22 protein-coding genes and 4 pseudogenes are annotated in these 26,171 nt (G+C 64.3%); 13 read left to right on the forward strand and 13 right to left on the reverse strand.

From position 1 onward, the window contains the following. The first annotated feature begins 231 nt into the window (after positions 1-231). From BM536_RS00005 to BM536_RS00020, 5 genes are all read left to right on the forward strand, one after another. Complete coding sequence (locus tag BM536_RS00005) at positions 232-477, forward strand: RRQRL motif-containing zinc-binding protein (protein WP_245873182.1); 246 nt, start codon at positions 232-234, stop codon at positions 475-477. 18 nt (positions 478-495) lie between these two features. Beyond that, complete coding sequence (locus tag BM536_RS44170; protein ID WP_342748761.1) at positions 496-633, forward strand: hypothetical protein; 138 nt, start codon at positions 496-498, stop codon at positions 631-633. Beyond that, positions 630-953 (forward strand): Pycsar system effector family protein, encoded by a 324-nt coding sequence (locus tag BM536_RS00010; protein WP_342748762.1) that lies wholly within the window; start codon positions 630-632, stop codon positions 951-953. The genes BM536_RS44170 and BM536_RS00010 overlap by 4 nt, the downstream gene beginning before the upstream one ends. 203 nt (positions 954-1,156) lie before the next feature. Beyond that, positions 1,157-1,828: a GGDEF domain-containing protein gene (locus tag BM536_RS00015; RefSeq protein ID WP_073498751.1), complete on the forward strand. Its 672-nt coding sequence runs from the start codon at positions 1,157-1,159 to the stop codon at positions 1,826-1,828. Further along, positions 1,825-2,265 (forward strand): ASCH domain-containing protein, encoded by a 441-nt coding sequence (locus tag BM536_RS00020; RefSeq protein ID WP_073498760.1) that lies wholly within the window; start codon positions 1,825-1,827, stop codon positions 2,263-2,265. Before BM536_RS00015 ends, BM536_RS00020 begins: the two co-directional genes overlap by 4 nt. Before the next feature lie 234 nt (positions 2,266-2,499). Here the strand turns inward: BM536_RS00020 and BM536_RS00025 are convergent, their stop codons facing one another. Beyond that, on the reverse strand, positions 2,500-3,789 hold the full coding sequence (locus BM536_RS00025; RefSeq protein ID WP_073498753.1) for a ParB/RepB/Spo0J family partition protein: 1,290 nt from the start codon (positions 3,787-3,789) through the stop codon (positions 2,500-2,502). After that, a pseudogene (locus BM536_RS00030) lies at positions 3,786-4,942 on the reverse strand (ParA family protein). The gene BM536_RS00025 and the pseudogene BM536_RS00030 overlap by 4 nt, the downstream one beginning before the upstream one ends. 313 nt (positions 4,943-5,255) lie before the next feature. On the opposite strand from BM536_RS00030, the gene BM536_RS00035 reads away from it, so the two are divergent. Then, positions 5,256-8,084, forward strand: a complete 2,829-nt coding sequence (locus BM536_RS00035; RefSeq protein WP_073498754.1) for a hypothetical protein — start codon at positions 5,256-5,258, stop codon at positions 8,082-8,084. 239 nt (positions 8,085-8,323) lie between these two features. Then, a complete protein-coding gene (locus BM536_RS00040; RefSeq protein WP_073498756.1) occupies positions 8,324-8,608 on the forward strand; it encodes a DUF4238 domain-containing protein in 285 nt (94 codons plus the stop codon). On the opposite strand, the pseudogene BM536_RS00045 reads toward BM536_RS00040, so the two are convergent. The 5 genes and pseudogenes from BM536_RS00045 to BM536_RS00060 form a co-directional block, all read right to left on the reverse strand. Continuing rightward, positions 8,599-8,799 (reverse strand): annotated as a pseudogene (locus tag BM536_RS00045) (transposase); the annotation flags it as partial. The gene BM536_RS00040 and the pseudogene BM536_RS00045 sit on opposite strands and share 10 nt — an antisense overlap. A 57-nt stretch (positions 8,800-8,856) precedes the next feature. Then, positions 8,857-9,330 carry a YxiG-like protein gene (locus BM536_RS00050; RefSeq protein WP_073498758.1) on the reverse strand — a complete coding sequence of 158 codons (474 nt, stop codon included), beginning with the start codon at positions 9,328-9,330 and terminating at the stop codon, positions 8,857-8,859. A 125-nt stretch (positions 9,331-9,455) separates the two neighbouring features. Continuing rightward, positions 9,456-10,436, reverse strand: a complete 981-nt coding sequence (locus BM536_RS00055; RefSeq protein WP_079275235.1) for an ATP-dependent DNA ligase — start codon at positions 10,434-10,436, stop codon at positions 9,456-9,458. 96 nt (positions 10,437-10,532) lie between these two features. Next, a complete protein-coding gene (locus BM536_RS41055; RefSeq protein ID WP_170109865.1) occupies positions 10,533-10,751 on the reverse strand; it encodes a hypothetical protein in 219 nt (72 codons plus the stop codon). Further along, a pseudogene (locus BM536_RS00060) lies at positions 10,696-10,896 on the reverse strand (transposase family protein); the annotation flags it as partial. The pseudogene BM536_RS00060 and the gene BM536_RS41055, both read right to left, overlap by 56 nt. 128 nt (positions 10,897-11,024) lie before the next feature. Between BM536_RS00060 and BM536_RS00065 the strand changes: the two are divergent. Then, positions 11,025-12,389, forward strand: a complete 1,365-nt coding sequence (locus tag BM536_RS00065) for an IS1380 family transposase (RefSeq protein WP_073497921.1) — start codon at positions 11,025-11,027, stop codon at positions 12,387-12,389. 410 nt (positions 12,390-12,799) lie between these two features. Here the strand turns inward: BM536_RS00065 and BM536_RS44580 are convergent, their stop codons facing one another. Then, positions 12,800-13,684, reverse strand: coding sequence for a metallophosphoesterase (locus BM536_RS44580; RefSeq protein WP_143650715.1), 885 nt, complete (start codon positions 13,682-13,684; stop codon positions 12,800-12,802). 477 nt (positions 13,685-14,161) lie between these two features. Between BM536_RS44580 and BM536_RS44585 the strand changes: the two genes are divergently transcribed. Beyond that, positions 14,162-15,316 (forward strand): outer membrane protein assembly factor BamB family protein, encoded by a 1,155-nt coding sequence (locus tag BM536_RS44585; RefSeq protein WP_425444586.1) that lies wholly within the window; start codon positions 14,162-14,164, stop codon positions 15,314-15,316. A 292-nt stretch (positions 15,317-15,608) separates the two neighbouring features. Next, on the forward strand, positions 15,609-15,740 hold the full coding sequence (locus BM536_RS43805; RefSeq protein WP_281258524.1) for a hypothetical protein: 132 nt from the start codon (positions 15,609-15,611) through the stop codon (positions 15,738-15,740). A 1,015-nt stretch (positions 15,741-16,755) separates the two neighbouring features. On the opposite strand, the gene BM536_RS00080 is transcribed toward BM536_RS43805, so the two are convergent. Both BM536_RS00080 and BM536_RS44590 read right to left on the reverse strand, forming a co-directional pair. After that, complete coding sequence (locus BM536_RS00080; protein ID WP_143650719.1) at positions 16,756-18,345, reverse strand: ADP-ribosylation family protein; 1,590 nt, start codon at positions 18,343-18,345, stop codon at positions 16,756-16,758. Positions 18,346-18,752: 407 nt separating this feature from the next. Further along, positions 18,753-19,541, reverse strand: a complete 789-nt coding sequence (locus BM536_RS44590) for a transposase (RefSeq protein WP_425444582.1) — start codon at positions 19,539-19,541, stop codon at positions 18,753-18,755. A 392-nt stretch (positions 19,542-19,933) separates the two neighbouring features. Between BM536_RS44590 and BM536_RS44595 the strand changes: the two genes are divergently transcribed. Next, positions 19,934-20,398 carry a DDE-type integrase/transposase/recombinase gene (locus BM536_RS44595; RefSeq protein ID WP_425444587.1) on the forward strand — a complete coding sequence of 155 codons (465 nt, stop codon included), beginning with the start codon at positions 19,934-19,936 and terminating at the stop codon, positions 20,396-20,398. Between the two features lie 50 nt (positions 20,399-20,448). Here the strand turns inward: BM536_RS44595 and BM536_RS00090 are convergent, their stop codons facing one another. Then, complete coding sequence (locus tag BM536_RS00090; RefSeq protein WP_073497911.1) at positions 20,449-20,664, reverse strand: hypothetical protein; 216 nt, start codon at positions 20,662-20,664, stop codon at positions 20,449-20,451. A 451-nt stretch (positions 20,665-21,115) separates the two neighbouring features. Here BM536_RS00090 and BM536_RS42030 point away from each other — a divergent pair, with 451 nt between their 5' ends. Beyond that, the gene (locus BM536_RS42030; protein ID WP_073497909.1) at positions 21,116-21,298 is read left to right on the forward strand and encodes a LexA family protein; all 183 of its coding nucleotides are present in this window, start codon (positions 21,116-21,118) and stop codon (positions 21,296-21,298) included. 648 nt (positions 21,299-21,946) lie between these two features. Here the strand turns inward: BM536_RS42030 and BM536_RS42035 are convergent. Both BM536_RS42035 and BM536_RS00105 read right to left on the reverse strand, forming a co-directional pair. After that, a pseudogene (locus BM536_RS42035) lies at positions 21,947-22,413 on the reverse strand (transposase); the annotation flags it as partial. Continuing rightward, on the reverse strand, positions 22,379-24,706 hold the full coding sequence (locus tag BM536_RS00105) for an outer membrane protein assembly factor BamB family protein (RefSeq protein ID WP_158086475.1): 2,328 nt from the start codon (positions 24,704-24,706) through the stop codon (positions 22,379-22,381). The pseudogene BM536_RS42035 and the gene BM536_RS00105, both read right to left, overlap by 35 nt. A 421-nt stretch (positions 24,707-25,127) precedes the next feature. On the opposite strand from BM536_RS00105, the gene BM536_RS44600 reads away from it, so the two are divergent. Beyond that, on the forward strand, positions 25,128-25,682 hold the full coding sequence (locus BM536_RS44600) for a TetR/AcrR family transcriptional regulator (RefSeq protein ID WP_425444588.1): 555 nt from the start codon (positions 25,128-25,130) through the stop codon (positions 25,680-25,682). Positions 25,683-26,171 lie beyond the last annotated feature (489 nt).

A 26,171-nucleotide genomic window follows, 5' to 3' on the forward strand; every position in this document is an offset into this window, starting at 1 on the left:
CCCGGCCCCCGCTACCCGCACCGCCCCCGTGGCCTCGCCCTCGCCTGGGGCCGCGGTGACCATCCGCACCCGACGCCAACGGACCACTACGCAGCCGCGCGCCGCGTACGGGCTACCGGAGTACGACTGGGGCACCGCACCAGCCGAGCACCTGGCCACGCGCCGCCAGCCCCGGCGGACAAGAGCCCGTCGCCATCCTGCGCTGCAAGGCCTGCGCGACGCGCCCACAACGTGCGTGCACCCGCCGCCTACCTGTACCGCGTCGACCTGGCCCTGCCCGTGCGGCCGATGACGCTTGCCAAGGAGGCCGCGCTCGACAAGGCGATGGCTGCGCGGACCACCTGCCCGAGGTGCCGGCGCCGCTACCACCACGTCCTCCCGCTGCGCACCCTCGGATCGTGCCTGGAGTGCCACGACGGGACGCCCGCGGACCCTGCCAACTACACCGCCCCGCCCGCCCACACTCTGGCCGCCTGACCACGGAAGGACACCGACATGACCACGCCGACGACTTCAACCACCATGGACAAGAATCTGGATGCCGCGTGCGCCGTCGGTGCGGGCGAGATCGCCCGCACGACGGCAAAGCTTCCTTACTGCTGGCTTTCGCCGGCGCAGTCCTGGCCGGCTTGACCACACTCGCCGACCACGACTTACCCACCGCCACCAACCTCGGCGCCTTCGCCGTGGCCGCCCTCGGCGCCGCCGCCGTGCTGCTGCTCCTGGTCGTCCGGCCCCGCATCGGCGGCCACGACCGCGCATCCGTCCCCTACTGGGCACGCCTGGACGAAACCGAGATCCACGCCTGCATGGACGGCGACACCCGCGCCGCCCGCATCCGGGTCCTGTCCACCATCGCCGTCGCCAAGTTCACGAGGCTGCGCCGCGCCGTCGACTGCACTCTCACCGCTCTGGCGCTCCTCGCCCTAGCCGCGATCAGCATCCTGCTCTGACCCGGGCAGGCCCAGGGGCGGCCACGGGCCCGCCCCGGCCTGGGTACTTCCGTCCCCCCCGGCCAGGCCTGGAGCGGAAGTACCAGCATGCCAGCCACAACCGACCGCATCAGCACGACAGCAAGAGGCGCACCCCATGTGCCGGCAAGCCCGGGGGTGCGCCTCTCTCAATTCGCCCTTACGGGCGAGAATGGAAACCCATCATGCCTGCACCCGTCCTTTTACGGCAGTCCCGCACCCTCATCATCACCACAGCCGCGGTCCCTCTCGCTCTGGCTGCCCTTGCCGACGACATCCGCGTGCGCCGCGAGCTGCGCGCGGCCCAAAAGGATCCGCTGACCGGTCTGTTGCGCCGCGACTCCTACACCGCCCGCGCCCGCCGGCTCCTCGCCCGCCACGGCAACGACACGGCCGTGGTCATAGTCGACGCCGACCATTTCAAAGGGATCAACGACGGCTTCGGGCACCCGGCCGGTGACGCTGTCCTCGCCGCGTTCGGTGCCCGGCTCACGGCGTGGGCGGGCCCGCACGCTGCCGTCGGCCGCCTTGGAGGCGATGAGTTCGCGGTCGTCCTGGGACTGCCTGCCACGCGTCTGGAGCAGCGCCTCGCGCAGCTGGTGCGGATGCTGCACACGCCGGTCGTCCTGGACGACGGCCGCACGGTCGATGTCGCCGCTTCGGTCGGTGCCGCGACTCCGGACGCGGTCGGTTCCCGCGACCTGATGGCGTTGCAGAGGGCGGCCGACGCCGCCCTGTACGAGGGCAAGCACTCCGGCCGCGCTCACCTCGCGACGACGCAGCAGCTCACGGTTCCGTCCGTCAACGGCCGCCGGGCCGGCCGTCCCGGCACGAGTCTGTGGGGGCCTGCCGCATGAGTATCGCGACCCTGCCCGCAGGCGACTGGATCCGCGGAATCAGCGTCAGGCAGCCGTACGCGGCCTACATCCTTGCCGGTGCCAAGACGGTGGAGAACCGGCCAGCCCGGTGGCGGACCGGCTGGGTGCTGCTGCACACGAGCAAGACCATCGACCAGCCCGCCCTACGTATCCCGCTGATCGGCCGCACGATCCGCGGTCGCCAGCTGGTCACGGGCGCGGTCGTCGGCATCGCCCGGATCACCGACTGCCACCAGGACCCCGACGGAGCGCCGCTCTGCTCACAGTGGGCGCACCCGGGTGCCTGGCACTTGGTGCTCGCCGACGTCCAGGAGTTGCCACTGCCTGTCCCCGCACGCGGGCAGGTCGTGCCCTGGAAGCCCTCACAGGACTTGCTGAAGCGCGTGTTCCAGCAGCTGCCCGGCTTCCGGCCGTGACACGCCGCTCCAGCAAGGCACCGCTGTAGCCGGGGCTGATTCCGGCTCCCGGCGGCCTTCTGGACTGGGATAGACGCCCGGCACTTCGACCGCTGGCAGGACCTGCCGTGTGTCGAGTGCGGCGGTGTCCGTGTCCTTCTACTCACCAGCCCGACCGCGCACCACGAAAGCCCGTACTCCCCGCGAACCTACGGGGAGTACGGGCCTTTCTGCGTTTCGGGACCTGGCCTGGGTTCAGGCTGGCTGTCCCTCCTCCGTGGCAAGCTCGTGCAGCAGAGCCTTGTATTCGTCGGGATGCTGTTCCCGCAGGATCTTCAGCCACAGGCGAGCGCTCTCAGCGAAGACCGGCGGCTCCATCTTCAGATGCAGATGACGGACAACATAGAAGGCATCGTCGTACGGCAGTCGACGTGGCTGCCCCTGGCTGTCCACTTCATCCGGCACGGTTACGGATCCCGGTGGGGTGGTTGTGGCAGGGGGCGTGGGGGCAGCGCCCTGCGCCGGCTTGCGCTGGGCCGGAGGCTTGGCCACATCCCGTACAGGTTCGCCGGGCTTGTTGTCCGCGGACAACAAACCCTTGTCGCTGGGCGAGGGCGCCGGCTGTCCGAAGCTGTTGTTGTCCGCGGACAACAAAGTGCGGCCTGTGCCGCCCGCCGCGGAATCGTCTGGTGCAGGCTTCGCTGTGAGCGACTTCTGCCCTTCAGCTTTGTTGTCCGCGGACAACAAGGAGGTACCTCCAGAGGAGCGCAGCGCCTGCAGGTGCCGGCGTTCCTCTGCTTTGGCCAGGGCTGCGGCTTCCTTCTCCGCCTTCAGATGGTCCAGCAGCGCGGCTGCCCCGAGTTCGGGATTGTCCTTGGAGTAGCGGGCCAGCGTTCGCCCGTCACGTTCAGGAAGGGTGCCCGCACTCAGCATGGTCTGCAGCTCCGTAGGCAGCTCCAGCAGAACCAGCTGGTTGGTTACCCATGAGCGGTCCTTGCCGAGCTGCTCGGCTGCCCGCGTCCTGGCACCGCGTTCCGTAGTCTCCGCGCAGACGGCTACGAGTTGCTCCACGCCGCGAGCCCGCTCGATCACGTCGAAGTCCTCCCGCTCAAGGTTTTCCTTGAGAAGGTGGTTGATGAACGCTTCACGGCTGGAGGCCAGATCGTCGCGGACTACGAAGTCCAGCGCATCCAAGCCGACGTGGACAGCGCTGTGGAAGCGTCGCTCGCCGTTGACCAGGACGTGAGCCGCGCTGCCGATCCGCTCGTCATGGTCGGGCCACAGCGCGAGATAGGCGGCCCGGGTCACGGCGACACACGCCGCCAGCTGCGCGTGGCGCAGTTCCTCGCCGAAGCGCGTCTTTTCCTCATCCGTGCCGAAGTTGCGGCGCGGGTTGAGGGGAGTGGGGGAGACCTCGTCCAGCCGCAGCCGGACCAGCTCGTAGACGGGGACGTCTCCCTGAGTCACCGCCTTCGCGCGACCGCGGGCACTGCGGCTGCGCCGCTCGAAAGAAGAGCCGGTTCCCAACCGGTCGGCGACGCTCATCCGCTGATCCTCCGTGCGATGGTCCGCATTGCTTCCGCCTGCTCGCAGTAGGGGGCGTGCGCCAGCAGGGGTGCCTTCACCCTGACCGCCTCCCGCTGGTCCTTCAGTTCCGGGACGATGGCCAGCACCGGTGGCTCCCCAATCTTCTGCCACGCCTCCAGCGACGACGTCGCCACGTACCCCTTGCGGCTGTCGTACATGTTGACCACGAAGCCGAGCTGCGCGATACCGATGTCCATGTCCTCGATGAGGTCCTGGATCTGCTCTTCGAGCATGTCGTACGCGTCGGCTGACGAGTCCTCGGACAGGACCGGGATGACGATGCCCGACGTGTCCTCCTCTTCACCTTCCCGGGTACGGCAGTAGTAGATGGCCGTGTCCATGCTGTAGCCGAGGCTCGGAGGACAGTCCACGACGATGAAGTCGAAGTCATGCTCCAACGGCTCCAGGGCCTTCTCCAGCGCCGTCTCCTTAATCCGCACGAAACGGCTCGTGGCCAGCTTGGCGTCCAGCAGGAAGGCGTCCTTGCAGGCAGGCAGAAGCCAGAGGTGGTCCTCGAAGTCCCCACCCTTTATGGGCACCAGCAGATCCCTGAGAGCACCGTCCTTGACCTCACCGAGCATGTGCTTGGCGAGGCTTGGGCTGTCGATCTCGATCAGCGGGTGGCCAAGCTGCTTGGTCATGTGCCCCTGCGGGTCAAAGTCGATCAACAGGGTGCGGTGACCGGACTCCGCCAAAGCCTGGGCTACGCCAGCAGAGACCGACGTCTTGCCCACGCCGCCCTTCTGGTTGCCGAAGATGATGCGCCGCGCCCCAGTGACCCGCTGCGCTTTGGGCCGCGGTGAAGGATGCTCATCCAGCCAGAGCCGCACCGACTGGGCGATGCCCTGGTTGTAGGAGATGCCGCGGGACTTGCAGTCCTTCTTCAGCCTGTCGTAGAGCCCGGCCGCAGATACGTCGCGAACGACGAACCGCCGGTCGTGTCAACAGGTGGGCGGCTCGCGGTCCCTCTCCACGCCTCGACGCCCTGGGTCACGGCGTCCTGAATGTCGGTATCCAACTCGGCGGCACGGACCTTGAGCTCTTTCCGCAGCTCAGAAGGCAGCTTCGCTACTACCTTTTCCCGATCACTCGGGTCGTATGGGGCGGTCATGGCGCTACCTTACTTACCTATGGAGGCTAGAACCACCAACAGGGCACAACACTCGTTGTTGTCCGCGGACAACAACCGACGTGATCTGTCTCGTTGAAGGTGGTCTGACCGGAGTTGCTGTCCCCGTCTGAAGGTCGGGCGCGTCTCGCCGAACCTTGAGCGGCAGCTCGCACTGAAGCGCGGAGTGATTACGACGTAAGCACCCCGCTTCGCTCAGTGTGCCCAAACTGCGCCACCTTCGAGGGAACGCTCTCCGTCGTGCTGGCCGCGGGGTTAGCATCCGCAGGTTCTGCACTCGGGGGAAGGTAGGCGGATGCTGCGGTTAAAGGCCTGGCTGGAGTTATGGGGGGCGAGGGCCTTCGACTTCCTGAGCGGGGATGACAAGGCCGAGATCTACCACCGGTGTGTGCTGGCCGCTCTTGACGATCCTGAGACGGAACGGTTGCTGGGAAAGCGGGACGGTGTCACCCGGGACGCTGTTCTGGCGCGGATGAGGACAGCGACGTACCACCGCTACGCCACCATCCGCTGCCCTTCCCTCCCCTTTGACGAGGCAGTGGAGAAGCTGGATGAAGCCCGGGACAGGCACGAGAGGGCCGCGCGCGAGACACAGTGGAACTGGCAGGTGGTCTGCTCCCTGATCGGGCTTGGTGCCCTGGCGGTGCTGATCTTCGGTGGGCTGCTCGCCCTGCTCGTGGCGGTTCTGGCCGGTGCGGCCCTAATGTTCACGCTGTTCTGGCGCGGCTCGACGGCGTGGTTCAACCTGAGACAGTGCCTGGTTGCGGCTGGGCTGGGTGTCGACTGGCTGGTACAGCGCTTCGAGGTAGGGATGTGCGCCGCCCGCTGGGGTGAAGAACTGCAGAAGGAGTGCACCGGCCCGACGGTTGCCGATTTGGTCCGCCACATGCTGGGGGACGACCCCGACTCTCTGTTCATCCCGGACGACTACGAATGGGGTCTGCGTGCGCCTCGAGCGCCGGGCTACATCGTTGAGAACGGGGCCCGGCGGCAGCTGGAGCGCAAGCTCACGCATCTTGAGGATGGCACCATCGCGGTCTGCGGTCCGCGGGGTGCGGGCAAGACGACGCTGCTGGAGCAGTGCGTCAAGAAGGCCGGCTTCGGTGTGATCGTCCAGGCGCCGGCCACCTATACCCCGCACGACTTCCTGCTGTCACTGTCGGTGCAGTTGTGCGAGAAGTACATGTGCGACGAGGGCTTTGACCCACCCGAGTTCGCGCGGTTGTCGCCCGTGCGCCGACTATTGCGGCGTGTGAGGCTTCAGGCCAAGCGGCTGGGGCGGTGGAGCTCTTTCGCGGTGCCTGCTGCCGCCCTGCTGGTGCTGGGTCTGTCTGCTGCGGTGCGCTCCCTGTATGAGCGGTACGCCACGTCCGTCTCCGACTTCCTGCGTACCCACACCGATGCGATCCGTGACGACGTGATGGCCATCTGGCAGGGCCACGCAGTCGTCGCGAGCGTGACCATCACGATCGGCGGGATCGCCTGGTGGCAAGCGCGGCATGCTGCCTGGTTGCCGCGCTTGCTGGGACGACTGTGGATGCGTGGCATCAGGCGTTTGGGTCTGCTCCTGGCCTGGGCATCCGCCGCCACCGTGCTCCTGGACGAACAGATCCGCCAGCAGGCCCGGCACCTCCACTACACCCAACCCGAGGCCTTGTACCAGGTCGTCGCTTACAGCGGGATGTTGACGTTCGTGTGGTGGCTCTTGCGCCTGGCGCGCGATTCCGGCGTCGAGTTTCCCCTCGGGAGGTGGCACGTCTCCCTAGAAAAGATCTTCCGTCCCTTGGCCGCCGCTGCCGGGACGTACCTGCTGCTGTATCTCATCGACAAACCCCAGACGCACACCCTCCTGGCGGATTCCGAGAACCCGCTGCGGCTCGCGGGCATCGTCGCCGGAGTCCTGCTGTCGAAGGCGGGGGACTGGCGCCCGCAGCAGGAAGAACCCGAACTGGTCACCAAGTGCCGCAACCATCTCTACCGCCTCCAGACGACCCAGCAGGCCACCCACGGGCTGACCACCGGCGGTGCTGCCCAGCTCTTGAGTCTGGGCACCAACCACACCACGTCCGTCTCCACGGTCCCCCCGAACTACCCGGAGTTGGTGGAAGAGTTCCGCCAGCTGCTCAAGTGCATCGCCGCTGAGCGAGTGGGACAGGGCAAGACCGTCGTGATCGCCATTGATGAAGTGGACCGCCTTGGTGCGGACACCGAGGCCCTGGCATTCCTCCGAGAGATCAAGGCCATCCTGGGCGTGCCCTTGGTCCACTACCTGATCTCGGTGGCCGAAGACGTCGGGGCCGCGTTTGTCCGCCGGGGCCTGCCGCACCGGGACGTCACCGACAGCTCCCTGGACGACATCATCCACGTCCAGCCCAGCACTCTCGAAGAATCACGCGCCACCCTCGCCAAGCGCTCGCAGAGGCTGAAAGAACCGCACGTCATGCTCGCCCACGCTCTGTCTGGCGGCATCCTGCGCGACCTCCTCCGCTACGGGCTGCAGCTCCGCGAGATACAGGACAAGACACAGTCGTACGAGCTCACTCACATCTCCCGCCACCTCATCCTGGAAGAACTGGCGGAAACGTTCGCTGGCTTCAGGACCCTGCTGAGCAAACAGCAGTGGACCCACGACACCAACAACGTTCTCGCCTCCTTCCGCACCCTCTGCAGCTATCTGCGCGACCCCTGCCCGTGCGTAGAGGCCGACGTGCTGCGAGCTCTCGAGCAGTTCGCCTTCTATACCCACGGCTCCCAATCGCGTCCTGCGGACGCCGGCGACCCACCACGGGCGCCAGCCGATCCTGAGCTCACCGATGACGCACGCCAGCTCATCGACGAGGCCTCCACGTACGCCTACTTCTCGCTCACCTTGCTCGACATCTTCAGCACCGAAGGACTTGAGCGCCGCACACAAATGGCAGCTGAGCACGGCCCGGACGGCGACCCTGAACGACTGGCCGACGCACGCCAGGAACTCGGCATATCGCCCTACAGTGCCCGCCCCCTGATTGACACCGTCCGCAAGGCTTGGTCGCTACCTCTCGGACCGACCACCGGCGGTCGCGTCCCGCCATCAGCCGTGGATTGCCCCCGCCACAAACACTCAGTCATCGAACCCGGGTGATCGACTGGCCAGCAGCGTACGGAGATACCGTCGATCCCGCTCGGGCCTGTGGATAACTCGGATCTCGCGGAGTGGTCGCCCCGGCCACTGGAACCAGACCATAGCCCCGACCAACGTCCGGCCGTGCCGTGTCTAGCCTCGATCATGGCTGGTGGGGCCGCTGGTGGAAGCCCACCCGTCTCCATACAGGTCTCAAGGGCCAGGACTGTGGGTGGCGTCGAACTCGTAAAGTTCGTCCGATGCCGCTGCACGCCAAGAAGCACCACTTCATCCCGCGGTTCCTGCTCCAACACTTCGCTGGCCAGCGTGGCAAGTTGGTCATCCACCAGGTGATGAGCGAGAGGCGTTTCAACTCGTCAGTTCGCGACGTAGGCCATCGCAACCTCGGCCACTCGATCTACCGGCCCGGGCAGGAGCCCGATCACATTTCGATGGAAGCCGCCATGGGCAACATCGAGGGGGAGGCCGCCACTGCCTGCTGGAGCAGACGCTCCCACGTCCCGTCGGCCGATCACAGCCGGTGACGTTCGTAGACCGTCTTCCATGGCCCGAACCGTTCGGGCAGGTCACGCCACTGCACGCCGGTCCGCACCCGGTGCAGAATCCCGTCGATCACCTGCCGGTGGCCCCGCCGCCGGCCACAATGCCTGTTGCTGACCGGCAGGAACGGCCGTAGCCGTTCCCACTCAGCATCACTCAGATCACCCCGCCCCATGAGAGGAACAACGACCCGGACAGACGGCGGTCACAAGATCACACCAAACCTGAATCCCTACTCCGTTACGAACGGTGCGTATCCGACTGGGACCTCGCTCACCTGAAGGTCCGAGAAGAGCAAGGCCAAGTTGTGCGCGTTGGTTTCAATGCGCACCTCGTGAAAGTCGATCCCGAGGGCCTTTGACCAGCGGCGAGTCGCCTCGGACTCAGGAAGGAGTGTGGCTCCCGGGTACAGGTCGTGCCACTTCACGCCCCAGACGTATCCGTCGAGATCAACACCGGTTTCGTGGTCGATGAGCCGGTCGTCCAAGGAGACACGCCAGGTCTCCGCCGACACTGACGTCTCACACCGGGCCTCAACGCAGTACCGGAAGAGATACCGCAGGTGGGACGGCGCGATGCCGGTACGGGGGTCAGCCGTCGCGTAGACGATGACCTCATAGTCGCGCATGTAGTTGGTGTATCCGTGGTGCACGACAGCGTGATCGAAGGTCTCGTCCAGCATCTGCTCAAGTACGGCGGTATCCATGCCGCCCTTCTACCTCACTCGGCGAGACCTTCAGTAACGAGATTCACGGGCGTTGGGCGCCGTTGCCTCAGAGATCGCCCGGACAAGTCCTAGGCTCTGCACCAGGGACAGGTGGTCGTTCTGCATTACAGCGTCGCGGGGGGTGGGACGTCGGCCGGTTGCAGATCGGTGCGGACGCGTTGCCAGCGGACGGGGTGCCGCCACCGGCCGGCTGCGTCGCGTGCGAGGTCTCCTGAAACTTCGACGACGACGTCGGGCTGTACGAGGGTTACGTCCAGGACGTCGCGGGTGCCCCAGCCGGCGGTGAAGGTCCAGCCGTTCCACGGGTGCGTGGCGACGGTCGTGGCCGGGGCCAGGTGGCTGCCTACGGTACGGGAGGCGGGCTGCGTCAGCGTGGTGGTGCGGCCGGTGTACTGCAGGCGGCCTTCGGTGTCGTAGCGTCCGAGCAGCAGCGACCTTGGCGCGCCGGTCGGGCCGGTCACGGCGCCGACGATGGCGTCGTGGGTCTCGCGGACCTTGTACTTGCGCCATGTTCTGGCGGTGGGGCGGTAGGGCTCGGTGAGCCGTTTGAAGCACAGCCCTTCCAGGCCGGCGGCCGTCCAGTCCAGCCATTCAAGTGCGGTGCCCGGGTCGGTGGTCGACGGGGACAGCGTCCACGGTGCTTCCAGGTGTCGGCTGGTGAAGAGTTCCTCGAGGGCGGCCCGGCGGCGGTGGTAGGGCCAGGGGGTGGTGTCGGTGCCGGCCAGGCGCAGGAGGTCGAAGGCGACGAAGTGGGCGGGCCACTGGTTGGCGGCCGCTGTCGCGGCGTTGCCGTGTCGGGGCAGGCGTTGCTGGAGCCGCTCGAAGGCGAGCCGGTCTGCTTCCCAGACCACCAGTTCCCCGTCCAGGCCTGTGTCGCCGGGCAGTTGGATGGTCGCTGCCTGGATCTCGGGGAACGAGGGGGTCATGTCGGTGCCGCGGCGGGAGCGCAGCAGGATGCGGCCGTCCCGGTAGCGGGCGAGTTGGGCGCGGTAGCCGTCCCACTTGGGTTCTGCCGCCCAGCCGGGCGTGAGGTGGGGGTCGGTGGTCGGGGTGGTGAGCATCGGTTCCGGCAGGTGCCATGTCACCGAAGATCTCTTCCACGGGGTGTGCCCGCTGTTCGGGTCCATCCCGCGCCAGCAGGCCCGCCACGGGGTAACTGGATCAGCCCGTGCCGGCCTTGGTCAGCTGGCGGGCTCGTCGGTCGGGTGGTCGCCGGCTCCGAGGGTGCGGCGCTGGCTGGGGGAGGTGGGCGGCTGGCTGCCGAGGACTCCGCGGTCTCGTAGCTGGTCCAGGTCGGGGAGGTGGATGCCGGGCAGTGTGTCGAGCAGGTCGGCCTGGGCGGCCGTGGGCGGTGCCGACGGATATCCCGAAGGCTCTGGCGATACGGGCGAGGGTGTCATGGCGACGCAGGTACACGAGTGCGACCGGCGCACGGCGGTGCGGCGGGAGTCTGCACTGCCGGTCACCCTCACGGGTGACGATGAGCATCGCGACCCACTCGACCAAGGCGTGGGGCAGGTCGAGTGCGGCAGGATACGGAACCAACAGGGCTCCTGTGCTGCTGAGTTGAGACGTCGAACACCTCCCTCAACGACACGGGAGCCCTGTCCGTTGCCCACCCCAACCTCACATCACCCCCGTCACCCAATCAGTAGCCGCACTGAAAACGCTCAATCGGGTCCTATCCCCATGTCCTTGTCCGGGACGACGGCCGCGCCGTGGTCTCGCAGGCCGGTTCGGTCCTGCTGGTCGAAACCGTCCGCAAGACCGGCCTCGACCAGGCCATGTCCGCAGCACTCGCCCCCTGGCGGAAGCCGCGGGCCGTCCATGACCCGGGCAAGATACTCGTGGATCTTGCGGTGGCGGTCGCGCTCGGCGGGGACTGCCTCGCCGATATCGCGATGCTGCGGGCCGAGCCGGCCGTGTTCGGGCCGGTCGCCTCCGACCCGACGGTCTCCCGTCTGGTCGACATCCTCGCCACCGCGGGCAGGGAAGCACTGACCGCGATCCGCTCCGCGCGATCCGAAGTACGCCAACACGCCTGGACGTTGGCCGGCAATCGGGCGCCGAACACTGGCGGGCAGGTGATCGTGGATCTGGACGGAGTCCTGGTCGTCTCCCACTCCGACAAGCAGGATGCCGCCCCGACCTGGAAGAAGACCTACGGTCACCACCCGCTGATGGGGTTCGTCGACCACGGGCCGGGCGGGACCGGCGAACCCGTCGCCGCTCTGCTCAGGCCCGGGAACGCGGGCTCGAACACTGCCGCCGACCACATCGAGGCCACCCGCCTTGCCCTTACCCAACTGCCGAAGAAGTACCGGCGCGGGCGGCAGACCCTGATCCGCTGCGACTCCGCGGGAGGCACCCACGAGTTCGTGGCCTGGCTCGCCCGGCGCGGACGCTGGCTGTCCTACTCCGTCGGCATGGTGATCACCGGGGCCATCCGCCAGCACGTCCTGAAAATCCCGACATCGGCCTGGACCCCGGCCCTCGAGACCGGCGGCGAGGTCCGCGACGGAGCGTGGGTCGCCGAACTCGCCGGCGACACCCTTCAGGGCTGGCCGAAGGGCATGCGGCTGATCGTTCGCAAGGAACGGCCGCATCCCGGTGCCCAGTTGAGGATCACCGACGCGGATGGCATGCGGGTCACGTGCTTTGCCACCAACACCGCCGACCGCCCAATCGCCCAGCTCGAGCTCCGTCACCGCCTGCGGGCCCGGGCCGAAGACCGGATCAGGGCCGCCCGCGCGACCGGCCTGCGCAACCTGCCCCTGCACGACACCGCGCGGAACAAGATCTGGCTCGAGATCGTCCAGCTCGCTCTCGACCTGCTGGCCTGGATGCCCATGCTCGCCCTGACCGGCCAGGCCCGCCTCTGGGAGCCCCGCCGTCTGCGGTTCCGCTTGTTCTCCGTAGCCGGGCAACTCGTCACCACCGGCCGGCGCCGCATCCTCCGCCTCGCCCGCCACTGGCTCTGGACCGATGAGGTGACCACCGCCCTCGATCGTCTTGCACTCCTGCCGAACCCCGGCTGACCGGCAACCTTCCCGTCCCTACGAGGGAACCAGTCCAGACCGGAGCAGTGGAACCCGGCGTCCACCCGAGACGACACTCGGGCCATCGGCCTGCCCACCACGAGCCACAGAAAGCGAAACGGTCCACCGACTACGTCGGCGGACGTCACGAAAGATCGAGGTTAGGGAGTCATCTGCTTCCGCAGCCGCCTCGGTCACGATGAGCGGGCAGCAGAGCGTCCACCGGTCTTGCCAGGGCGGCTTCAAGAATGCGGCGCGGCCGCCGGGGCAAGGCAGCCCGTGCCTCTCCGGACGAAGTCATAGGTGGAGCGACGTCGTGCTGCCGCTGCGAATGATATGGGCACCATCACAAGAGTCAGCGTGATGAGGCCAGCCAATGCGATGCGGATCTTCGGTTTAGGATGGCAAGATCAACCTTTAGGCAGATGCGAGGGTTCGTGATCGAACGGCGCGGTTAATTCGACCAGCCACACTTCGCCCCTGGCATCCCGCTCAACTACGGCAAATCCTTGCGGCCCGGTGCGGATGTGGCCAAGACAGACCACATCCGTAGTCCCGATGGAGGCACGGTAAGAGTAGTGCATATGTCCGCAAAAATGCCATCTTGGCCTCAACTCCGTGCATAGTTGGCGCAGTTCAGGACGCCCAATGGGCCGATCTCCGCAGGTAGCCGCGATATCTGAAGGCCAGTCGTGGGTGAGCAGGAAGTCAACGGATCCTCTGCGGCTTGCCGCGCGGCGGACCTGGTGCAATTCCTCCCACGTATAGTATCCGCGATCCCGGATATCGGTCCGCCGAGCCTTCGGGACATCCGTGACGCGTGGCGAATAGATCCCAGACAGGTAGGCCACTTGGAATCCGACGACGTCCGCCACCCCCGCTCGTCCGAGGAAGTATGCGCCCTCGCTCCACCGGCCCGGCCCAGCGGCGTCCAGCGCCGGCCACGGCTCATGATTTCCACCTATGAAGTAGAGCGGGGCCCCAATATTTAATATTCCTTGTGCCACATATGGAAAGTCGCCGACTCGGCGGTACTTCGTTGGGGCATGTACTCCTATGGCATCTTCCTCGTCCCGGTTAGCCTCAACGTCTCCTACTGCCAGGACGGCATCGACCGTCCCAATGGTTTCTGCGACTCTAGCCACCGTGTGGGCAAGCAGCTCGAATTCGCCGTGTACGTCTCCCGCCACAATCACTCGTGCCGGACCCGCTGTTGCACGACGGCGTGCCATACAGATCTCCTCCTCACAGGTGTTGTCAGCCCCGCCCTCATCGCTGAGCCATAAAACGCCCATCACAGGTTGACGAGATCGGGACCTGCTTAGCCCAAAGTTAACTCCGCTATTTCAACATGCTGCGCAGACTAGCAAACCCTGAAGTGGTAGACCCTTGCCAGCGTCAGAAGAGACCACGCTCACGGCACTAGAAGGGAACGCACCTTCCGTTGCACCACACTCTCCGACGCCCGCACACAACGTTCGGTCCCTACTGCTTCGAAACCAGAGCGACCCAGCTCCTGCCCCAGCTGAGGAATTATCACTCTAGACTAAACTCACAAACAGGAAGCAGAGTATTTTCGACTCAGCCATGCACGTAAAAAAAGCATGCAGTAAGGAATAATCTCGATCTTTACACTGAAAGGGATGCCAGAAGACACCTGGCTCCGCTTTCCACAGTATTGACGCTGGACACTTACGGAAGACACAACCTTGACCAGAAAGCTGCTGCGCCAGCGCGAGACCCATTTGAAGGGAAGAGTGGGGTTGATTCTAATGTCAATAACACTACTCGCAATCATCATTGCAGTAGTCGTGAATCGACACTGGATCCTCTTGCCACCAAAGAACTCGGAAAATATTGAATCATTTACCAGTACCCATCAAACGGATCCAGGCAAGACAGGACACCATTTCTTGCCACTCAAAAAGCCTTCAGAATGGCGCCCGTGGAGCACACAGCTCAATGAAGGCCCGGTGCAATGTTCCTATGGTTACGGGAGCTTATTCTGCGCGAGTCAAAACGGAAATATAACTTCCCTTGACGCCAGCCGCGGGACGGTCCTCTGGTCGAAGAAGGTATCCGGCTCAGTAAGCGCACCTCCGATTATCGTAAACGATCTTCTTGTCATCGTATCGGATGGCATTAGCCTGCAGGTATTGCAAAGTGGAACAGGTAGAGAACTCTGGTCATTTAGCCCCGGAGGGCGAATTGCCACTCCCGTCATAGACGGTCCTAACACTTATTTCACCAGCAGCCGCGGGTTCCTCTATTCTGTTGAGCTCAGTTCCGGTCGGCTGGTGTGGAGGAGTCCGGTCAAATCTGATCCTGGCCCCGTCGCGGTAGCCGGTGGCCGGATATTCTTAGTCACAGCCGATAGCTCCCTAATCGCTACCTCAGCATCGACAGGTGCAACTATCTGGAGAGTTCCCATAGGAGGCAATAGGGGCACCAAGTCCTGGTGTCGCAGCCCAGTAGCAACTGAAAGTAACGTTACGTGCCTGAGCGATGAAAAAACAGTTCGCTCATTTGACAGCAACACGGGAGAAGACCGTTGGGTGTTTCGAATGTCGGAACCGAGCGATGGCATGCTTTCCGTGGGGCCACACCACACCTACGCGATGGGAAAGGAAGGTAGACTTTACGCTATCAATAGCAGTACCGGAAGGCAGCTCTGGTCCGTGAAGGTGACGGATTGCGGTAGCGTATCCCCAGTTCTTTACGGAAAAACTCTTTTCCTTGGGTCACGCTCAGGAAATTTAGTGGCCCTCAATTCTGCGACCGGAGCCTGGATGTTTGTTATCCCTCCGTCCAGCCACGGAGCCAGCAGTCCGATGGGACAAGCACCTCTCATTGGTGCTGACTTTTTCTTGACATCGTCAGAGAACGGAGCAGTCTTTTCCAAGTCATTGACGCTGGAGCAGTCTTAACGACGTCACCTGGTACGCGTTCAAAGCTGCTTTGTCCTGTTCAGGTGCCGGCAGCAGAGAAAGCGCAGACTCAGCACCATCAGCCGACACGCGATCAAGACAGCCGTCGCCACCAGGAAGGTCGAGGTCGACGGGAATTTGCTGATCCGGATGGCGCGGCAGCTGGGCATCCGTTAAGGCCCATCTGTAGAAACTCCGGGCCGGAGTTCTCTATTGCGCAGCGCAGGCCTTCTCCGCATGGTGACGATACTTCAAAGCGTGCGGTCGCCGCCTGAACCAGGAAAGCGCGGGCATGGCGGACGGTGAGGGGGTACAGCAGGTGTTCGACGCCTTCGCCGACGTGGAGCGCATCGCCGACCCGGAAGCGCGGTCACGTGCTCAGGCGCAGATCACAGCAGTGACCCTGGAGCAGGCGACCAAGTAGGCTGCATAGCGTGCCGAATTGGCCCATCAGATGCGAGCCGCAGGGACAGTCGGTGCGGGGGGATGCAGGCACGCAAGGTGGTGTGGTCCATCGGTTCGAGGGTGCCCTGAGGGCTCGGCACCTGGGGTCACCCCACATGAAGACGTAACCGCCGCGGCAGGTCATGCCCATACCTCGCGTCAGCGGCGAATTCGGGCCGGTAGGGCGCCAGGCCCGCACGCAACGCCGACGGCTCACTAAAAAGTTCCGGCCACAGGAACGCCGGGATGCAGGTGTTCAGGCACAGTCATAGGCGACCGGGCCGTTCGGGGTGCACGTACAGCCAGGCGCTGTATCCGTCAGCGTAGACCGTGCGGGCGGCTCAAACCCCTACCCCTGCGACCGGCAGGAACGAAGCCGACTCCCCCGGCGCGTTCCCCACTCCTGCCGTCCCGGAAGTACGCCCGGCGATGCCGGCGGCCCCTTCTCCATCAAGTCCGCCGCAGCCTGCGACTACTCCTGGCTGAGGAAGCACACTCCACGGCTCGCCGGCATCGAATCAGACATGTACCGCCGCGAGTTGCATGTCGACCGCTTCGCGGGTGGCCCAAAGCTGAGGCCATGGACTGCTGGTGAGTGGTGCGCCAGCGAGCGCTTCTATGAGGTCGCCGAGTGGTCCGGCCCGCAGCCGAGCCGGCGGACAGCGACGTATGAAAAGAGTTCGGCAAGGCGGGTGCCCCACCGAGCGGTGGTAGCGGAGGCGACTCAGTGGCGGGCAGCCCCCTTGCGGGCTGTGGCTGAGCAGGTACCACCGATTCAAACCACCGTTACGAACGCCCTCCCGCCACTATCTGACCCTTCTCAGCCTCGCTGCCGCAGCCCTTGCTACAAGCAACTCGTCCGCCTTACCGCACAGGACACGGTCTCAGCTTGGCAGGGCGAGGCAGGGGTCGACAGAACGTCTCTTCCGTGACGCGGTACCCAGTTGGTGAGGTAGAACCTTGCCGGGTGCGCAGCGCGCCGCACGGGTGAGTAGCTACTGCAACAGCTCATGGCGGTGACGGTGATGTATCTCTGCCAGGTCCGCCAGAGGGCCTCGCCCTAGCTGGCGATATGCAGCGTCCAAAAGACGCAACGCGGCCGCTTCCCGTTCAGGATGCAACCCGGAGAGCCAGTGCAAGTCGTGGCCCAGGGCGAGGGCTTCCGTTGGCCGACCGGCAGCGCACTCAAGCAATGCTCCTTCGAGCCATGCATCCACCTCTGGCGCACCTGTCTCGATGGCACGTCGGATGATCTCCACGTCGCGGAACACAGTCGCGGCAGGGCCGACGACACCTACACCGTTGACAGTCGCCACTCTGGGGTGGGGTGTCACGATCGGGTACCTCTCATGGTATGCGGCACCCTTCTCCGGTCGGTCACCCGTCTCGAGTTCCATGATTGCTTCCCTGACGAGGGACACACGCAGCCGGCCCTCGGTGGCCGCCTCCCTTTCTTCTTGCTTGGACTGATGGTCCAGATGGAACTGTGTCCATTCCAATTCGTGACGTACAGCCTCGATCAAGGTGGCCCCGCACCACGTGATGTCTCCGCCGTCACGCGCAAAATAGCTTGCTACCAACTGCGAGGGCTCTTGCGGCTTGTCGAACCACAGACCGAAGCGAAGACCATCTGTCGCGCCCGCCATGACCGTGAGGAACTCCGGGGGATCACGGTAAGAGCGCCAGTCCAGGCAGGACTCGGGCGCTGCACCTGCGTCTGGCTGCCCTGCAGAGAGATCCTCAAGATTGAGGATGCCCACTGGGGAAACCCCAGTGCTCCGCCGGAGAGCGTGGCGTTCGAAGGTTGTTAGTCCGGACCAGAAGGCCAGGAAGGTGGAGACGTGCTCGGGCAGGATGAGACCGTGTGTGCGCCGGACCCGCTCCTTCAGAATGGCCCATGAAGCAGCAGCCTTCTCCTTCCCACGATCGCGATGATCCCGTACGGCCTGTGGCAGCAAGTGAATACGCCGCCAACTGGCATATGCAGCACGGTCGCGCCGTTCAACAGCTCTGGCAGCGCGATCTGGTGCGGCAGCCACCTCCGATCGAGCTCGCCTTTGTTCCCCGGCATCGCCGTTGTGCAGCCCCTCCCGCACCCACTCGGTCATCTCTAACCAGCGCGCTCGGTGAGGTTTCCAACGCCCGGCTTCCGTCGACCACATGGCCGCTAGCGCAGAGGAGTCCTCTGCGCGGATCCCTGACCCAAAGGATTCGTCGAACGCAGCCAGCAGATTCTGAAGCCAACTGGCATTTTCCGCAGTTGCCATTTCGCAGAACGCCTCGAACGCGCCCCATTCGCCTGCCAGGTCGCTTTCCGGCAAACTGATGCGGTCCGTCCACCACTGGTCGAGCTCACGCTGAAGTCCGTCCCGGAAATCGCGGACGATCTCTTTTCGGAAGCTGTCCCGAATGTCGTCTCCGGGCACCAGTGCGTGTTCCCTCGGCAGGCTGACCACTGCAGGTCGGCCAAAGATGACAACTTCTACCGAGAGCATCTCCCCGGACGAGTCACGAATGACTCCTGAATTTCCAGACCAGACGCCTTCAATGATCCGTATGGCCGTCCCATCGGCCGGTTCCTTCACTTTCCCTCCTGCAGGCTGGTCCTATTCGGTCGGTGCCCACCATTGTCACCGTTCTTGATCGCACTCATGAGCAGCCCGCCTTGCTTGTGGAACCGGCCAGTACACGCGGTGGAGGCGGATACCGCGCCAGAGATCGTTCCGCAGTAAATGACGGACCGGCTCCGTGAAGCCGGACTGCCGTTCCAACCCGGCCGGAGGCCGAGGAGCCTGTCCGTCCCCCAGGCCGACATGACCCTTACTGTTTCCTACCGCCGAGACCAAAAGCGATGCCGTGCAGACATCGCACCAGCATCGGTCTGCAGCTGCGTGAGTATCTTCTACCTAATCGCGCTCGCACCTGTTCGCTGTACAGCACCCGCGCCCGCCACTTTATAGTCTCGACAAGGTCAACTCCGAGACCAGGCAGTTCAAGAAAAGAAACGAAAAAGCGTTTTGCCCCAGGGACGGTGTTGGGTTGGAGGTCGGGTGTCGCGCCAGTTCCGAGTGGATTCGCTGGTTAGTCGTCTGCATATAAGGTCGATCGCAGCAATGCGAATCATGGCTTGGGAGAGGTGCGGCTGGGTATCGTATTCTCGGGCGACACGGCGATGGCGTACAAGCCACCCGAAGGTCCGCTCGGCGACCCAGCATCGCGGAATCACCTTGAAGCCCTTCGTGGTGGGATTCCGGTGGAAAGCTTCGATGTTGATGTTGCCGACGCGGGCGCAGTGATCGATGGTTTGTACAGAAGCCAGTGTCGGTCCAGGCTCTTCTGACGCGCTGGTTTGTGGTAGCGATCCGGATAGCAGATGTATGCCGCCGACGTTGTCGGAGGCGCTGGCAGCGGTAACCGCGACGGCGAGGAGCAGGCCGAGAGTGGCGACGCCGAGGTGACCCTTGCAGCCTGCAGTCTTCTTGCCTGCGTCGATTCCCTGTCCCGGCGGCCGACACGTTCGCGGAGGCCATGGCGCTCCGGGCGTCGAGCATGCAGGCGCTGGGCTCGGCGTTCCAGCCGTCGACCTGGCGCACCAACCAGCCGAGGATGCCGTTGAGTTTAGACCGAGACTGTGGTGCGGCTGTGGGTCAGCCAGGCCGAGGCCGACGCCGGCGGGCGCACCGGCTGACCAGCAATGAACTCGAGGAGTTGGCCGCGCTACGGCGGGAGAACCGCCGGTTGCGCGAGGACGTGGAGGTACCTCGAGCGTTGCCTTCTTCATGGAGGAGACCCTGTGACGGTGCAGCCATTCATCGAGGCTGAAGCAGAGCGGCCACAGCGTCAAGCGCGCGTGTGAACCGTGTAGGTCTCCCGCACGGCCTTCTATACCCGCCGCACACTCCCGGCCCGCGGGCGGTCCGGGACACCGAGCTGACCGAACAGATCACGACCATGCACGAACGCTCGCGTGGCGCATCACGGGCGCACCGCGCGTGCATGCCGTACGCAAGCGGGAGGGCTCCGGAGGCAGCCGCCGCCTCGCCGAGCTGATGCGAGCCGCCGGCCTGCAGGGCCGACACCGCAGACGCCGGGAACCTGACAACGATCCCCGACCCACGAGCGGCCGTCCAGCCCGACCTCGTTGACCGGGACTTCCGGCCTGATGTCACAGCCCTGCACACTCGCGACTGCGGTGACATCACCTATACCCCGCCCAAGGAGGGCTTGCTCTACTTGGCCAACGTCATCGACATCGCCTCCCGCCGCGTGGTCGGCTGGGCGACGGCCAACCACCTGCGGACCGAGCTGGTCACCGACGCCCTGGCGGACGACTGCCGCCAGCGTCGTCCCACCCGCCCGATGATCTTCTACTCCGATCGCGGCTGTCACATCAGTCAGCAATTCGCCATCCTGGCAAGGGAGTACAAGGTCCGTCGGCCGCACTGGCCAGTGCTGGGACTCCGCATTCGCCCTTCGGCACCATCAATCACGAGATGCCCGGAACCATCGCCTGGCCCAGCCGGGCCGCTGTCCGCACCGCCTGCTGGAGACCAGGTCGTTCGTGCAGTGGACGCCTCCACCTGGCACCAGGACCCGTGCCCGCTCCACATACGTCTGGGTCGACGGCACACGGGATGACAGCGGGGGCGCTCTGGCTGTCCCCGGTGGACTCAGCGAGCCGGCGCGTCTCAGGATTCGAAGTCGTCCCAATACTCATCGGGCACCTCCGAGAATTCGTTGGGACGCTCAAGCCGCAGGACCTCGTATCGGTCCGTGAAGGCGATTAATGCGTCCTGGAGCGAGCAGCCAAGATGCTCTTTTAGAGCTCTGGTCCCCGGCAGGATGCGGCGGGCAAGGATGTCGTCGTCGGCCACCGCTATGAGGGGGAGGGACTTGTCGCTCATGGCAGCAATATCCCACAAAGCCGCAACCGACGCCGGTGAGATTCGCCCTGGCCCAGTACGGGCACGCCCTCACTGTCGGCTGGCACCTGTCACCTTGACTCGGTCCGTGAGTAATCCGATCTCCTGACAGCCATACCCCGCAGGGGGAAAATCTTGCTGCGGTCGTCCGGCTGACGTCGCGAAGTCTTGGTGCGCCCGGAACCCGACATCAACCACGGCCTGCGAAGAGGCTCTTCTGGCTGGTCGGTCCCTGCAGGACGGCTGACGCACAGCCGCACTACGCGCGAGCGGAGGACCGGGGCATGGACGCGGGGCACGAGCGATGCTTCTGGTCGGGTCCCAGCACAAATGCTGGGACCCCGGATGGGGCTGCGCAGACAGGCCCGCACGTTGCTTGGTGGACGGCGGTGAACCGGCGTCCTGCGCATCTGACCGATCGGGAAGGCAGTCTATGCGCTGCATCCGCCACTGCATCGAGTACTGCGGGGAGGGTCCGACCATCCTGGAGATCGGCGTAGCGGTGGGACTGCGCAGCAACGGGTCGGTTGCGTATCACTTGCGCAATCGGGAGGAGCGCGGAGTGCTGATCCGCGACGGACGCAATAGGCTCCTCACCTGGCGGCTTGCCCGCTGAACGGCCGCCCGCCTCACCGGTCCAGAGGCAAGCCTGGCCTGTCTGGTCCGGCACCTACCGCCCCGACCGCACCTACGGCTCCGAGGAACGCGACGGCTACTACAACTACACGGGCGCCATTCCGGTCCTGTTCACCACCCTGCAACGCGCTGCAGGCCGGCGGCCCGCGTGGGGCGATGTGGTGTGGCGGTGCCGACACGGCGAGTGGGAAACCTCCCGACGCCGTGCCCAACCCCCGCCGACCACACCCCCAGGTCCGTCGGATACGAGCAACACCGCGCCCGGCACAGGGAAGCAGAGGCACAGCACCAGCGGTCCGCGGCTGGTCTCGATCGCCACCGAGAAGAGCTCGAGAACGATGAACGCACGGATCAACGGCGCAATTGTTTCGAAGCCGCCGCAGCGGTGCAGGACTTCGTTAGCCGCTACGCCCAGGCGGGGCCCAAAGTGCGATAGCAGTTTCGGGCCCTCAGGTGTCGCGCAGATACCGGGCATTGGACATTCTGCGCGCGCTGACCGGCCAATGATGCAACCCCACAGATCGACACGGGCCATCTGAGATGCCTACCCATATAGCACTTCCGTTGTTGACTGTCGGTGTGAGGACTCAGGAATTCCTTGACGGTTTGTCGTCGGTAGATCTTCGGCATGCATCCTGGAGCCGGGCTCACCCCAGTCCCCGAGGGCTCGGACCTGCAAGTTCGCCGCCGATTTCGCCCTCCCGGGGGCGGAATCGAGGACCGCACGAGACAGGTCGACCAAGTCCTGCTCGTCCAGGAGCTGGAGCGTCTTCCGATGCAGCCGCCCCCATTACGTCGGCGCGCGACCAGATGGCGAAGCGGCGATACACCGTCGACTTCGATGCTCCCAAGCACGGCGGCAACGCCCGCCAAGCGCAGCCGCTGACCAGCACGTAGATGATCGCGGCAAACTCCGCCTCATCATCGATGTTCGCGACCCCGCCACCCTACGGACCGAACCGACGGCAACAACGGCCTCGCCAACTCCCACAAGCCGCCCGGAACGATGCATCCCCACCTCCACACCCAACACAACCGCCCTGACCATGCAGGAAACCCTCTAAGAGGTGAGGCGCCGGGAGTACACTTCGCCATTCTCAGACGCCGCATAGTAGAATTTCGTGCCGATCAGCGGGTCAGCGACCATAGCGCTACTCACTCCCCCTGGCGCCGGCGAAAGAGTGCGCTTCCAAGCACCGGTGGACGGATCGAGCACGACCAGATGCCCCGACCCTGTCCCCAGATACAGCTCTCTCCCGACAAGAAGGGGCGGGATGACCACCCCCCCGGGGACGGCCTCCGACCACCGTTTCATGCCTGTCCTCGCGTCCAGAGCGTAGACTCGACCGCTGCTATCCGCTCCGTAGACGTCGTCACCCTGCACTGAGACGGTTCGATCACCTTCCGCCTGCATCTTGTATGTCCATTGCCGTTTGCCATCTCTCACAGAGAACGCATAGATCGTTCCATCATTGGCCGTGCAGTAAAGATGACTCGCCGTCACCGCAGGCGTGCCGCAGCGAGCAGATTGACCAGTCGAATCACGCCCTTGCAGCCGGGTCTTCCACACAAGTGAACCGGACTGCGTGGAAGCAGCTGCTACTGAGCCGTCCCGACCCGTAAAGTAGACTTTCCCAGAAATAACCGAAACAATACTCGGCACAAACTCTACGCTAATCGACCACTTCTTATTTCCGGTTTTCGCATCGATCGCGTAAATCCGTCCCCCGCCGCTGCTCGTATAGACAACATCGCCTACAACGGCTGGCATCGTGGCAGCGCCTAGGAGTTCAGTCGCCCAAATCGTCCGCCCCGTCTCCTGCGACAAGGCTGCTAGGCGACCGGTATCAGAGGCCACGTAGAGCAGTCCACCGTAGGCTGTAGGTCCCCGCTTAATTCGGCCAAGGTTAGAAGAAGACCAAACAACAGCACCTGTGGCAGCGTTGAGGGCAACCACTCTCCCTTCCTTCGACGCGCAAAATAGTCTGGCGCGACTAAAAGTACAGCCAGTTGGCGTGCCTTTCAGAGAGGCGTTCCACGGTCGCCACTCAACAGGGCGCCGGATGGGTTCGTCGTAACTTCCGAGCCGGTTCGCTCCGGACCGGTATGTACCATCATATAGGCTCGAGGGGCCTGCCACTGTCGGCTTGCTTGGACCGAGGTCAATGAATCCATACCTCTGTAAACCGAATGTTGCCATACCGAGAATTATTGCTAGAGAGACGGCTAGAATAACTCGGCCACGGCGACGCCGATGCTTGACTGACAGCTCGAGGGAAATATCTGCAGGTCTCTCGAACGAATCACACCCTTGCGGGGCCTGAGGAACTGAGAGCGGAGCAACGCTGCTGGCAGACATTTGATGTGCCGGAGGCTCGCTGCAGAGCATTTTAGGCACGTCCAGCATAGTTTCTGTTAGCGCCTCGTGAGGGGCTTGTCGCTCGATTCTCGGATGATAGGTCTCACCGATAGCGGCATCGGAAGCGGAAGCATCTATGATGAGCTGACTCCCAATAGGAACAGCGAACTCAGCAGTAGCATCCTCGGGACTGGTGGCACCCTGGGACGATCCGCCGTTCATTTCCCGCCCCACGAACGCCAAGACTTCACGGAGGGATGGGCGCGCGTACGGATTCTTGGCGAGACAAGCCGCAATCAACTCTCGCAAGTTAACGGGCAGTGCCGACAGATCAGGTTCCTCATGCACGATCCGGTAGAAGACACCGAACGGCTCAGTGTTTCCAAACGGTGCTGCTCCTGCTGCAGCGCACGCCAGCACGCAGCCAAGTGAGAAGACGTCACTCGACGGCCCTACAGGTGCTCCAATTACTTGCTCCGGTGACATATAGCCAGGCGTCCCGAGCACCACACCTGTGTGCGTGATCGCAGCTTGGTCCACAGCTCGCGAAATTCCAAAATCGATGACCCGTAGCCCGTCGCCAGCCAGGAGGATGTTCGCGGGCTTCAGATCTCGATGCACGAGTCCGCTATCATGGATCGCCATCAATGCTTCGACGATGCCGGCAGCAAGCGTCCACACTTCATCTCGCGGCAGAGCCCCAACGCTCTTAACAGCGTCTGCCAGCGATGGGCCCGCTATGTAAAGCGTGGCAAGCCATGCAGGATCGCCTTCCGGATCAGCATCAACAACAGCAGCCGTAAAGGCGCCGCTGACAGCCCGGGCTAGCTCCACCTCGCGCCGAAACCTGGCGTGGAAGCCAGGCTGATCCAAGAGGTCACCATGGATCACCTTGACCGCGACAAGTCGCCCGGAGGTGGACTCCCCCAGGTAGACCGTGCCCATGCCGCCAGCCCCAAGCTTGCCCTTCACACGGTACGGGCCAATCCGCTTGGGGTCATTGGGTTGCAAATGCTCGATGCCTGCCACGCGAGAAGACTGCCACAGATGGGCGATAAAGAGAATTGTGAGATACATCAGCCGTAAATGAGCACTGATTACTCATGCACTCAACGCGTCGCGTACCACGATCGACTGCAAAGGTCCCGCAACAGAACCGGACTCAAGCTCGGGGCAAGTAGCGGTGCCAGGAGACGCTTGACTGCCCCGAGACTCAAAGGAAAAGCCGACATATGGCCCTCTAACTCCTTCGTGTCGACAATGAATTCGTCTTTGAGTACTCAGGTAACAACCTGACCGCCTACGAAGCTGCATGACCTCGCCGTCGATCGATGCCCTAGCGACGGACGCATGCCGCCCCCTGCATACTGACCGCATGTCAGCACACACGCCATCCACTCCACAAGCAGCCACCCACACTGACCCTCCACGCATCGCTTGGAGAAAGGCGATGCGTGATCGCGTTCTGATAGAGGCCCACAGCCTTGCCTCGCTAGCTGGCTGGGACAAGGTCCGCGTCAGTGAAATTGCATTTCGTGCTGGTGTGTCGCGTCCGTCGATCTACTCAGAGTTCGGCAACAAGGCAGGCATAGGGCGCGCCCTGGTCGAACAGGAGGCAGACCTCTTTCTGCTTGGGTTGGGGACGGTACTCGATACCGCCGAGAACGAAGGGGTGGAAGCCGTCCTGACTGCTGGCGTCACATACGCTCTCAGCGAAGCCGCTCGCAACCCGCTCATCAGGGCGGTCACTGCAGCCGCTCGCGGCACAACAGATTCCCTACTGCCCTATTTATCCACTCGGCCAGACCCTGTCTTCACGAAAGCCAGGAACCTACTTGCTGCCCGTTTGGAGCGTACAGCGCCCGAAGTACCCGCAGAGAAACGCAAGCAGGTAGCCGACGTGGCAGTGCGATTGACGGTAAGTCACATAATTCTCCCGGCGACCGAGTCAGCCCCCACGTCAGTGATCGTGGCAAGAGCAGCAACCGCCATGCTACGGACATGACGTGAAGCCGACATCCTGGTCTGTCAGCAACAACGCACCAACCCAAGGGCGGCGCCGAAACCTAGGCAGACTCAATCACCCAGCGACAACAGTGTCGTTCCGGGTTGTGGCCATGACGTGGCAGACAACGGCCTCTTGCAGCTCGGACCTCCAGCCCTTGCCGTATCCATAGGCGGCATCCGCGGTCAACCACCAGAAGGGATCCTGGGGTGATGCCTGGCAGACCAGACCATCGGATGGGCCATCAACCCTGCGCCTGGAAGGCGACGGCGCCGTCGGTGCCTGCCCTCCGGCAGCGTTCTGGGCTGTCCGTCCATGAAGAGGGCAGAGACAGACGCCGGCGATCAGTGTGCGTCCGCAGCCGGTGGCGTAGGCGAGGAAGACAACGATCCGGTGTGGACGATCGCGTATTTGGTTCAGGCCGCGATTCCGTGAATCCCCGGCTCATGATCGGAGCAGGATGCGGGTGCGGAGGAGGCGGAACGAGGC

This window comes from Streptomyces phaeoluteigriseus (assembly GCF_001896135.2).
GTDB classification, from domain to species: Bacteria; Actinomycetota; Actinomycetes; order Streptomycetales; family Streptomycetaceae; genus Streptomyces; species Streptomyces phaeoluteigriseus.